This is a genomic window from Curtobacterium sp. MCBD17_034, assembly GCF_003234515.1.
Classification (GTDB): domain Bacteria; phylum Actinomycetota; class Actinomycetes; order Actinomycetales; family Microbacteriaceae; genus Curtobacterium.
This window is the reverse complement of record NZ_QKTN01000007.1, coordinates 26,484-37,784: the sequence shown is the minus strand read 5'-3', so window position 1 is coordinate 37,784 and position 11,301 is coordinate 26,484. Positions and strand designations below refer to the sequence as shown.

7 protein-coding genes are annotated in these 11,301 nt (G+C 71.7%); 3 read left to right on the top strand and 4 right to left on the bottom strand.

Annotation, left to right across the window (positions count from 1 at the left end; genetic code table 11):
- Positions 1-99: 99 nt before the first annotated feature.
- Positions 100-1,239, top strand: a complete 1,140-nt coding sequence (locus DEI92_RS12450; protein ID WP_111013715.1) for a glutamate--cysteine ligase — start codon at positions 100-102, stop codon at positions 1,237-1,239.
- Positions 1,240-1,290: 51 nt separating this feature from the next.
- Here the strand turns inward: DEI92_RS12450 and ffh are convergent, their stop codons facing one another.
- Both ffh and DEI92_RS16570 read right to left on the bottom strand, forming a co-directional pair.
- Positions 1,291-2,847, bottom strand: a complete 1,557-nt coding sequence (ffh, locus tag DEI92_RS12445; RefSeq protein ID WP_111009296.1) for a signal recognition particle protein — start codon at positions 2,845-2,847, stop codon at positions 1,291-1,293.
- Between the two features lie 73 nt (positions 2,848-2,920).
- Complete coding sequence (locus DEI92_RS16570) at positions 2,921-3,082, bottom strand: hypothetical protein (protein ID WP_181434892.1); 162 nt, start codon at positions 3,080-3,082, stop codon at positions 2,921-2,923.
- Between DEI92_RS16570 and DEI92_RS12435 the strand changes: the two genes are divergently transcribed.
- Positions 3,081-5,408 (top strand): xanthine dehydrogenase family protein molybdopterin-binding subunit, encoded by a 2,328-nt coding sequence (locus DEI92_RS12435; protein ID WP_258370191.1) that lies wholly within the window; start codon positions 3,081-3,083, stop codon positions 5,406-5,408. The genes DEI92_RS16570 and DEI92_RS12435 overlap by 2 nt on opposite strands.
- 52 nt (positions 5,409-5,460) lie before the next feature.
- Here the strand turns inward: DEI92_RS12435 and ftsY are convergent, their stop codons facing one another.
- Positions 5,461-6,330, bottom strand: a complete 870-nt coding sequence (ftsY, locus tag DEI92_RS12430) for a signal recognition particle-docking protein FtsY (RefSeq protein ID WP_111009298.1) — start codon at positions 6,328-6,330, stop codon at positions 5,461-5,463.
- A 202-nt stretch (positions 6,331-6,532) separates the two neighbouring features.
- Here ftsY and DEI92_RS12425 point away from each other — a divergent pair, with 202 nt between their 5' ends.
- On the top strand, positions 6,533-7,549 hold the full coding sequence (locus DEI92_RS12425) for a TerC family protein (protein WP_111009299.1): 1,017 nt from the start codon (positions 6,533-6,535) through the stop codon (positions 7,547-7,549).
- A gap of 17 nt (positions 7,550-7,566) precedes the next feature.
- Here DEI92_RS12425 and DEI92_RS12420 read toward each other — a convergent pair whose 3' ends face one another.
- Complete coding sequence (locus tag DEI92_RS12420) at positions 7,567-11,274, bottom strand: chromosome segregation SMC family protein (protein WP_111013714.1); 3,708 nt, start codon at positions 11,272-11,274, stop codon at positions 7,567-7,569.
- Positions 11,275-11,301 lie beyond the last annotated feature (27 nt).

The window sequence follows — 11,301 nt, the reverse complement described above, 5'->3', positions numbered from 1 at the left end:
ACCCGATCCGACAAACCGGCGCCCGACCCCGGGCGCGTGTCCCGAGCCGGCGACGGAGCCGTGTCCCCGGGCGCACCGACCGCCTCCGAAAGGCCGCGCATGGACATCGCGTTCACGTCGTCACGACCGTCCACGATCGGGATCGAGTGGGAGCTGCCGCTCGTCGATCGCACCACGGGCGACCTCACGCCGCGGGCGCCCGACGTGCTCCTCGCGGTGCGGGAGCGGTTCGGACACGACCGGGTCACGAACGAGCTCCTGACGAACACCGTCGAGGTCGTCTCGGGCGTCCACGACACCGTCCGCGACGCGGTCCGCGACCTGGCCGGCATCGTGAGCGCGGTGCGCACGGCCGCTGACGTGCTCGACACCGACGTGATGTGCTCGGGTACGCACCCCTTCGCGCAGTGGGACCAGCAGGAGGTCACGCCCGACAGTGAGCGGTACACGACCCTCATCGATCGCACGCGCTGGTGGGGTCGCCAGATGCTCATCTGGGGCGTGCACGTCCACGTCGGCATCGACGACCGCGAGAAGGCCCTGCCGATCCTCAACGCGATGCTCGCGTCCGTGCCACACCTCCAGGCGCTGACGGCGTCCAGTCCCTACTGGGCCGGCGTCGACACCGGCTACGCCTCGAACCGCGCGCTCATGTTCCAGCAGCTGCCGACGGCGGGACTCCCCCCGCAGTTCGGTGCGTGGGCGGACTACGAGGAGATGGTGGACGACATGGTGCGCACCGGTGTCGTGGACGACCACACCGAGTTGCGCTGGGACCTCCGACCGTCGCCGAAGTGGGGGACGCTCGAGAACCGCGTCTCGGACGGCATCAGCACGGCGCACGAACTCGCCGCGGTCGCCGCGCTCGTGCAGTGCCTGGTGACGGAGGCGTCCGATCGGCTGGACGCCGGGGAGACCCTCCCCACCATGCAGCCCTGGTTCGTGCGCGAGAACAAGTGGCGTGCGGCCCGGTACGGGATGGAGGCGGAGATCATCGTGGACGCCGCCGGTGACGAGCGCCTCGTGTCCGACGACGTCCGCGACCTCGTCGTACGACTCGAGCCCGTCGCCGAGCGCCTGGGGTGCCTCGAGGAGCTCCACGGGCTCGACCGCGTCCTCGAGGAGGGCGCGTCCTACCAGCGGCAGCTCCGCGTCGCGGCAGAGCACGAGGACGACATGCGGGCCGTCGTTCGGTCCCTGGTCACCGAGCTCGAGGAGAGCATCGACGCGGTGCTGTGACCGGGCGACCGACGGGACGGACGGGAGGCGCACCGCACGTCCGTCCCGCCGCTACCGGTTCAGGAACTTGCCGAGCGCGGCCATCTCCTCTTCGGTGGGCGCCTTCGGGTTCTTCGCACCGCCGAGCCCGAAGCCACCGCCGGTCGGCGCCGTCGGCGCCTGCGGTCCGGACGCGATGGCCGCGTTCTGCGCAGCGCGCTTGGCCGGGTTGCCCGCCTTGGACCCCTTCTTCTTCGGCTGCTGCCGCTTGCCCGCGTAGGACGCACCGGGAACCGGGCCCATGCCGGGCACCTGGGGGACGCCGCCCTTGGCGACCGTCTTCATCATCTTCGCGGCCTGCTCGAACCGGTTCACGAGCTGGTTGACCTCGGTGACGGTCGACCCGGCACCGCGCGCGATCCGCAGGCGACGGGACCCGTTGAGGATCTTCGGCAGCGCACGCTCCTGCGGCGTCATCGACTGGATGATCGCCTCGGTCCGGACGATCTCGCGCTCGTCGAAGGAGTCGAGGGCCTCGCGCATGCCCTTCGCGCCGGGCAGCATGCCGAGCATGCTCTTGATCGACCCCGCCTTGCGGAGTTGCTGCATCTGCTTGAGGAAGTCGTCGAGCGTGAACGAGTCGGTCGCGATCTTCTCGGCGACCTTGCGGGCTTCGTCCTCGTCGAAGGCCTGCTGCGCCTGCTCGATCAGCGACAGGACGTCACCGAGGTCGAGGATGCGGCTGGCCATGCGGTCGGGGTGGAACGGCTCGAAGTCGTCGAGGTTCTCGCCCGTGGACGCGAACATGATCGGTCGGCCCGTGATGCTGGCCACCGACAACGCGGCACCACCGCGGGCGTCACCGTCGAGCTTGGACAACACGACACCGGTGAAGTCGACGCCCTCTTGGAAGGCGCGCGCGGTCGCCACGGCGTCCTGACCGATCATCGCGTCGATGACGAACAGGACCTCGTCCGGGTCGACGGCCTTGCGGATGTTCGCCGCCTGCTTCATGAGCTCGGCGTCGACGCCGAGTCGCCCGGCGGTGTCGACGATGACGGTGTCGAACTGCCGGTCCACCGCGACCTTCATCGCGTTCTTGGCGACCTTGACCGGGTCCCCGACGCCGTTGCCCGGTTCGGGCGCGTAGACCTCGACGCCGGCCTGCTCGCCGACCACCTGGAGCTGCGTGACCGCGTTCGGCCGCTGCAGGTCGGCGGCGACGAGCATCGGGGTGTGGCCGTCCTTCTTGAGCCACTTGCCGAGCTTGCCGGCGAGCGTCGTCTTGCCCGCGCCCTGGAGGCCCGCGAGCATGATGACCGTCGGCGGGCGCTTCGCGAACTCGAGGCGGCGCTGCTGGCCGCCGAGGATCCCGACGAGTTCCTCGTTGACGATCTGGACGACCTGCTGGGCCGGGTTCAGCGCCTTGTTGACCTCGTCCGACAAGGCGCGTTCGCGGACCGACGCCGTGAACGACTTGACGACCTCGAGCGCCACGTCGGCGTCGAGCAGGGCACGCCGGATCTCACGGACGGTGCCGTCGACGTCGGACGGGGTGAGTCGACCCTTGGACCGCAGGTTGCGGAAGGTCTCGGTGAGCCGATCGGAGAGTGTGCCGAATTGCGCCATGGTCCCGTGATTCTACGCGCCGGACCCGTGCCGTGCCTCCCGGCCCGCCCACCGCGGGCGCGCGCGCCGGTCGTCAGGCGCGACGACCGGTGACGAGGCGCACCAACCACCCGATCACCGCGATCACGAGCACGACGATCCCGATCCAGAGCAGGATGCGCAGGGCTGCGCCGAGCAGACCGACGACCAGCAGGACGATGCCGACGATGATCGCGATGGTGAGGAGCCAGCGCATGAGAGCCTCCGGGTCGAGCCGACGGCCGGGCGACCGCCCGACCACCGTCGACGCTAGCCCCGCGGGCGCGAGCTGTCCGGGAGTAGAAGGGTTCGAGATCGCCGCGCAGGTGGTCGTGGACGAGGCGGTGCGCATGGAGTCGGTGGACGAGCAGCGACGTGGACCGGTGCTCGGCGCGCCCCTCCCGAGGGTCGAGGGCGCCGACAAGGTCCGCGGACGGGCTCGGTACGCCGCCGAGACCGGCGGCGAGGACGTCGCCTGCTACGCGTGGGTCGTGCAGGCCGCGATCGCACGCGGCCGGGTCGTGGCGATCGACCGGGAGGCGGTGCTCGCCATGCCGGGGGTCGTCACCGTGATCGCGGCCGACGACGCACCACGGCTCACCGCCGTCCCGACGACCGAGCTCTTCGTGCTGCAGAGTGACCGCGTCCACTACCGGGGCGAACCGGTCGCGCTCGTCGTCGCGGAGACCTTCGAGACCGCGCGGGCGGCCGCGGCCGCGCTCCGGGTGACCTACGACGCCGAGCCGGCGGACACGGTGTTCCCCGACGAACCGTCCTTCGGTCCGGACGACGCCCCCGGGGTGTTCGTCGCCCCGGAGTCGATCAACGGCGACCTCGAGCCGGACACCGACCAGGGCGACCTCGACCGCGCGCTCGCCGACGCGGACGTCGTCCTCGACGCGACCTACACCACGCCACCCCAGGTCAACAACCCGCTCGAGCCGCACGCCGCGACCGCGTGGTGGGTCGGCCCGTCGCGCGAGCAGGACGAGGACGGTCGACCACGCGCCGCTGCCGGTGCCCGGCTCGAGCTCATCGAGGCGACGCAGGGGCCGTCCCTGGCCGCGGGTGTGGTCGCCGACCTGTTCGGCATCGACGACAGCGCGGTCCGGCTCCGCACCGAGCACGTCGGCGGCGGGTTCGGCTCGAAGGGCTCGCCGAAGCCCGATGTGCCCCTGGCCACCATGGCCGCACTCGTCACCGGCCGTCGTGTGAAGCTCGTGTTCACGCGGCAGATGGTGTTCTCGATCGGTGGCTACCGCACGCCGACCGCGAGCCGCATCCGCCTCGGAGCGCGTCCGGACGGCACGCTCACCGCGATCGGTCACGACGTCCGCACCCAGACCTCCACGATCGGCACGTTCGTCGAACAGGTGGCGGACTGCACCCGCCACGTGTACGCCGCACCGAACCGCCGCACCTCGCACCGGTACGTCGCACTCGACGTGCCGACACCCCGCTTCATGCGCGCTCCCGGAGAGGCACCCGGGAGCTTCGCGCTCGAATCGGGGATGGACGAGCTCGCCGCCGCACTCGGCATCGATCCCGTCGAGCTCCGCCTCCGGAACGAGCCGGACGTCGACCCGATCGACGGGGCGGCGTTCAGCACCAGGAACCTCGTCGGGTGCCTCCGCCGGGGGGCGGAGCTGTTCGGGTGGGAGGCCCGTGGGCGCGAGCCGCGCATGCGTCGCGACGGACGGTGGCTGGTGGGCGCGGGTGTCGCCGCCGCCTACTACCCCGCTCGCGTCGTCCCGAGCGGAGCGACCGTCACCGCCGAGGCGGACGGGACGTTCACCGTCGGCGTCGCCGCCTCGGACATCGGGACCGGGTCCCGCACCGTGCTCCTGCAGGTCGCGGCCGATGCCCTCGAGGTCGGGGTGGACCGCATCCGCATGCACATCGCCGACTCGACGCTCCCGCAGGCCGCGCTCGGTGCGGGGTCGTTCGGGACGACCTCGTGGGGATGGGCGGTCGACAAGACCTGCCGCTCGTTGCGAGAGCGACTCGAGCGCGGAGCGGTCGTGCCGTCCTCCGGTCTCTCGGTGACGGAGCGGACCGACGACGACGTGCAGCACCTCGCGGAGCGGTCGCGGCACGCGTACGGCGCGCAGTTCGTCGAGGTCAGCGTGGACACGGACTCCGGCGAGGTACGGGTCGACCGCATGGTGGGCGTGTTCGCCGCGGGCCGCATCTACAACGCCCGCACGGCCCGAGCGCAGCTCGTCGGTGGGATGACGTGGGGCATCGGCATGGCGCTGCACGAGGACGCCGAGATCGACCCCGTGGCGGGCGACATCGGCAACCACGACCTCGCCACGTACCACGTCGCGACGAACGCGGACGTGGAGTCGATCCACGCCGAGTGGCTCGACGAACCCGGCGAGGACCTCACGCCGCTCGGCGGCAAGGGGATCGGGGAGATCGGGATCGTCGGTGCTGCCGCGGCGCTGGCGAACGCCGTCTGGGACGCGACCGGCGTGCGGGTCCGTCGCCTGCCGATCCGACCGGACGCCCTGGTCGATCGGATGCCGGCCCGAGCCTGATCCGGCGCCCGTTCGGACACCCGGGCACGGTCACCGTCCAGGCGTCGAACGGTCAGCCGACGAGGTTCTGCACGAAGACGTGGGGCGTGAACCCCGTGAGGTCGTTGATGCCCTCGCCCTGGCCGATGAGCTTGATGGGGATCCCCGTCTTCTCCTGCACGCTGAGCACGAACCCGGCCTTCGCCGAGCCGTCGAGCTTCGTGATGACGAGACCGGTGACGCCCGCGCCCTCGATGAACGCCTGCGCCTGCGCGAGGCCGTTCTGCCCGGTGGTGGCGTCGAGGACGAGCAGCACCTCGGCGATCTCCGTCTGCTTCTCGACGACGCGCTTGATCTTCGAGAGCTCGTCCATGAGGCCCGCCTTGGTGTGCAGGCGGCCGGCGGTGTCGATGACGACGATCTCGATCCCCTCGCGCATCGCCCGGTCGACGGTCTGGTAGGCCACCGAAGCGGGGTCCTGTCCGGGCTGCTGCGGTCGCACGACCTCGACCCCGGCGCGCTGGGCCCACGTCGCGACCTGCTCCACCGCCGCGGCACGGAACGTGTCCGCGGCGCCCACGAGCACGCTGCGGTCATAGGTACGGAGGAACTTGGCGAACTTGCCGATCGTCGTCGTCTTGCCGACGCCGTTCACACCGACGACGAGCACGACGGCCGGGCGGTTCGACAGCTTCAGCGTGGTGTCGAGCTTCGACAGGCGCTCCTCGAGCACCTCGCGCAGCATCCGGTTCAGGTCCGCCGGATCGGTCGTCTGGTACCGGTCGACCTGCGCACGGAGGTCATCGACGACCTCTTCGGTGATGTCCGGCCCGAAGTCGGCACCGATGAGCGCGGCCTCGAGGTCCTCCCAGGTCGTCTCGTCGATCGTGCGCCGTTGGAACAACCCGCGGAGCCGACTCGAGAGGGACCAGGAACTCGCCATGCTCCCAGCTTAGAGCGGGCCGAACGCGCGCGATCACCGGTAGCCTGGCACCACGAAGGGGAGTATTCCTCCCGCGGTGGTGCCGTCAGTACGGTCCGGGACGATCCGGGCCCGGTGCCATCGGCCGCTCGTCCGGGCGGCGGAAGAGACCTTCAGTCGTCGTCGTCCCCGATTCCGGGAACGGCCCTACTGGAGGATCCACGTGGACGTCCACATCGCCGTCTGGCTCGGCACCATCGCGCTGGTGCTCGCGCTCCTCGTCTTCGACTTCTTCTCGCACGTGCGCAAGGCGCACGAGCCCACCATCCGCGAGTCGACGACCTGGTCGCTCGTGTACATCGGGATCGCGGTCCTCTTCGGCCTCGGCGTCTGGGCGTTCGGCGGCCACCAGGCGGGCGGCGAGTTCTTCGCCGGGTGGATCACCGAGGAGTCGTTGAGCATCGACAACCTCTTCGTGTTCCTCATCATCATGACCGCGTTCAAGGTCCCGCGCGCCTACCAGCAGAAGGTCCTCCTCGTCGGCATCGCGATCGCGCTCATCGCACGCGGGGTGTTCATCGCCCTCGGCGTCGTCATCATCGACAACTTCTCGTGGGTCTTCTACCTGTTCGGCGCGCTGCTGTTCTGGCTCGCCTGGAGCCAGGCGCGCGGCGGGCACGAGGACGAGAGCGCCGGCGAGTCGCGGCTGATCCGCGTGCTGCGCCGCATCCTGCCGACCTCGGAGGACTACGACGGCGACCGCGTCACCACGAAGGTCGACGGCCGTCGCCTCCTCACGCCGATGGCGCTCGTCATGGTGGCGCTCGGCCTCACGGACGTGCTCTTCGCCCTCGACTCGATCCCCGCGATCTTCGGGCTGACGCAGGACGCCTACATCGTCTTCGTCGCCAACGCGTTCTCGTTGCTCGGTCTGCGACAGCTGTACTTCCTCATCTCCGGGCTCCTCGAGCGCCTCATCTACCTCGGGCAGGGACTCGCCGTCATCCTCGGGTTCATCGGCGTGAAGCTCGTGTTCCACGCCATGCACGTCAACGAGCTCCCGTTCGTCAACGGCGGTCACCACATCGAGTGGGCTCCGGAGATCCCGATCTGGTTCTCGCTGTCGTTCATCGTGCTCGTCGTCGCGGTGGCGACGATCGTCAGCCTCGTCGTGTCCGCGCGGCGGGTCCGCCGCGGCGAACCGCTCGACGGCCATCACGACCAGCGCGTCGAGGCCTGATCCGCTGATCGGGGCGCTCAGCTCGCGGCGCGCTCGCGCTCCGCGTCCTGCACGCGCTGCCCGACGACCGCGCTGACGCCGTCCTGCCGCATCGAGACGCCGTACAGCGCGTCGGCGATCTCCATCGTCCGCTTCTGGTGCGTGATCACGATGAGCTGCGACGAGGTCCGGAGGCGTCCGAACACGGTGAGGAGTCGCCCGAGGTTGGCGTCGTCGAGCGCGGCCTCGACCTCGTCCATGATGTAGAACGGGCTGGGCCGGGCCGTGAAGATCGCGACGAGCAGCGCGATCGCCGCGAGGGAGCGCTCGCCGCCGGACAGCAGGGTGAGCCGGTCGATCTTCTTGCCCGCGGGGCGCACGGCGACGTCGATGCCGGTGGCGAGCATGTCGTCCGGATCGGTGAGCTCGATCGTGCCCGTCCCGCCGGGAAACAGGATCGGGAACACCTCGTCGAAGGCCCGCTTGGTGTCCTCGAACGCCGAGCGGAAGATCTCCTGCATCTTGCCGTCGAGCTCCTCGATGATCGTGAGGAGGTCCCCCCGCGTGCTCGTCAGGTCGTCGAGCTGCTCGGTGAGGAACCGGTGCCGCTGCTCGAGCGCCTGGAACTCCTCGAGCGCGAGCGGGTTCACCTTGCCGAGCTGTCCGAGGTCCCGTTCGGCGTCGCGGAGCCGGCGTTCCTGCTCCGCGCGCACGTACGGCACGGTCGGGACCTCGGCCTCGGCCTCGGAGCGGGGCGCGGCGTCCGGGTCCGGGAGCGCGGGGCCGCCGGGCAGTGTGGAGACCTCGGCATCGAGCGTCGCGGGGTCAGCGTCGGCGTCGACATCCGCGTCACGGTCGACTCCCGCCGCGCGCATCGCCTCGCGGTGCTGGCGCGCACGCACGCGGGGGTCGACGAGCACGTCCACGGGGACCGGGACGTCGGGGCCGTACTCGGCGACGAGCACCTGCTCGACCAGGCCGAGTTCGCTGCCCGCGCGTTCGAGCAGCGATGACACGTGCAGCTTCTTCTCGTAGATCTCCATCTCGAGCCCGTGGAGGCCGTCGGTGACCGACTGCAGCCGGTCGCGGAGGGACTGCTCGTCGGCCCGCAGGGTCTGGAGCTCCGTGTTCCGCCGCGCACGGTCGGCCTCGGCGGCGGTCAGCCGGACGCGGGCCTCAGCCACGGAGCGATCGACGGCGTCCAGGACCGCGGGGAGGTCGGCGATGACCCCCTCGGCGGCCTCGATCTGCCGGCGACGGATCACCGCGAGGCGCGCTTGTTCCTCGGCGGCGGCGCGCTCCGTGGCCAGCTGCCGCTCCAATGCCGCGCCCCGCGCCCGTTCGGCGCGCGCCCGCTCACGGATGGTCTCGACCTGGATGCGCTGGTCGATCTCGTCGCTCCGCGCGGCCTCGAGGTCGTCGAGGAGGTCGTCACGCGCGGACGCGTCGAGGATCGGCCGTGGTGCGGCGAGGAAGGCGGCGTGCTCCTGGTCTGCGGCGGCGAGCGCCTGCTCCGCCTGTTCGACGGCGCCCGCGGTCTCGGCGAGCGCGGCGCGGAGCCGGTCGGCCTCGCCTCGCGCGTTCTCCGCGCGGGTGCGCGCGGTCGCCGATGCCCGGTCGAACGCCGCCTTCGCGGCCACGTGGGCGCGGAGGGTGCGGTCGGCCTCGTCCGCCGCGGCGCGTGCCGCATCCACGGCGTCACGCGCAGCTCGGAGGTCGGTGCCCGCCGCGTCGGCGGCCGCGACGACCTCGACGTGCCGGCTCGCCGCCGTGTCCCGCTCGGCCACGAGTTCGAGCCGCGACGTCGCGCGTTCCCCGCCGCCCGTGACGAGGACCGCGCGGACGACGTCACCCGCGGCGGTGACGACCGTCGCCTGCGGAACGGCGGCGAACAGGGCCTCCAGATCGGCCGTGGCCGGGTCCGCGCCCGGCTCGACGACGACGGTGTCCGCGAGCAGCGCCACGATCGCGGGAGGCCCGTCGACCACCTCGAGTGCCGGACGGACGCCGGACGGGAGGGCCGGGGGCAGGTGCGATCCCGTGCCCGGGGCGTCGGCGACGACGACGTCGATGCGACCGATGTCGTTCGTCCGTGCGGCGGTCACGGCGTCGAGCGCGGCGGACCGGGTGGCGGCGAGCACCGCGTCGGCGAGTCCGCCGAGGGCGGCCGCGACCGCGGCCTCGTACCCGGCGGCGACCCGGATGTGGTCGGCGAGTCGGCCGAGCACCCCGGCGCGCCCGGCGTCGATGAGCGCCTGTGAGCCGTCGCGGACGTCGAGCGACAGCCCGAGCGCGGTCACGCGTGCGGCGAGGGCGTCACGCTCGCGCTCGAGCCGGTGCAGCCGCTCCCGCGCCTCGTCCCGTCGCGACTGGGCGCCCTCGAGCGCCGCCCGGGCGTCCGTGAACAGCTGCGCCAGGTCGTCCTCGTCCGCGTCCAGTCCCGGGTCGCGGGCGATCCCGGCGAGCTCCTGTTCGGCGCGTCCGGCACGCTCCTCGGCCTCGGCGAGCGCTCGCTCCCGACGGGCACGGTCGGCCGTGGCGGAGGCGAGCCGCTGCCGCGCCACGTCGACGCGGTTGCCGAGGCGCTGGGCGTCCAGGTCGTGCTGCGACACGAGTGCGCTCTGCGCCGCGATCTCCTCGTCGAGGGCGTCGAGCGACGCACGCGCCCGGGCCACGCGCTCGGCCGCCGACGCCAGCGCGCCCTGGAGGTCCTCGGCGTTCGCCTCGAGACGCTCGGCCTCGTCCCGCGCGTCCGCGACCATCGACGGGGTGACGGTGGGGCCCTGGGCGGGCACGTCCGCCTGTTGGGCGAGCAGCAGGAGGCGCTGGTTCGCGAGGGTCGACAGCCCCCGCAGTCGCTCCTGCACGCTCTCGAGGCCGTGGAGCACCGTCCGCGCCCGGTCGACGTCGTCACCCACCATCGTCTGCTCGACGTGCTGCTGTCGGATGCGCGCCTGGTCGAGCCGCTCCTGGAGCACGATGCGCTCGCTCTTCCGGCCGGCCTCGACCGCGAGGTGCTCGGCGAGCTCCCGCCGCAGCCGGACGACGTCGTCCGCGAGGATCCTGGCCCGCGCGTCCCGGGCGACCGCCGCCACGGACTGCGCCTTGCGCGCGACCTCGGCCTGCCGTCCCAGCGGCTTCAGCTGACGCCGGATCTCGCCGGCGAGGTCGGACAACCGGGTGAGGTTCGCCTGCATCGCGTCGAGCTTGCGGAGCGTCTTCTCCTTGCGCCGACGGTGCTTGAGGATGCCGGCGGCCTCCTCGATGAAGCCGCGTCGGTCCTCCGGCGTCGCGTGGAGCACCTTGTCGAGCTGTCCCTGCCCGACGATGACGTGCATCTCGCGGCCGAGCCCCGTGTCCGACAGGAGTTCTTGGACGTCGAGCAGGCGACAGTTCTCGCCGTTGATGGCGTACTCGCTCCCGCCGTTCCGGAACAGGGTCCGCGAGATCGTGACCTCCGCGTACTCGATCGGGAGCACGCCGTCGCTGTTGTCGATCGTCAGGGTGACCTGCGCGCGGCCGAGCGGTCCCCGCGTCGAGGTGCCGGCGAAGATGACGTCCTCCATCTTGCCGCCGCGGAGCGTCTTGGCGCCCTGCTCCCCCATCACCCACGCGAGGGCGTCCACGACGTTCGACTTGCCCGAGCCGTTGGGACCTACGATGCAGGTCACGCCCGGCTCGAGTGCGAAGGTCGTCGGTTGCGCGAAGGACTTGAACCCCCTGAGGGTCAGGCTCTTCAGGTACACGGACGGCCTTCCATGCTCGCGCGGTCG

Excerpts from the sequence above, each read along its gene's own strand:
- DEI92_RS12435 (WP_258370191.1), top strand. The coding sequence starts at position 3,081 with ATGAGAGCCTCCGGGTCGAGCCGACGGCCGGGCGACCGCCCGACCACC.
- DEI92_RS16570 (WP_181434892.1), bottom strand. The coding sequence starts at position 3,082 with ATGCGCTGGCTCCTCACCATCGCGATCATCGTCGGCATCGTCCTGCTG.
- DEI92_RS12450 (WP_111013715.1), top strand. The coding sequence starts at position 100 with ATGGACATCGCGTTCACGTCGTCACGACCGTCCACGATCGGGATCGAG.
- ffh (WP_111009296.1), bottom strand. The coding sequence starts at position 2,847 with ATGGCGCAATTCGGCACACTCTCCGATCGGCTCACCGAGACCTTCCGC.
- ftsY (WP_111009298.1), bottom strand. The coding sequence starts at position 6,330 with ATGGCGAGTTCCTGGTCCCTCTCGAGTCGGCTCCGCGGGTTGTTCCAA.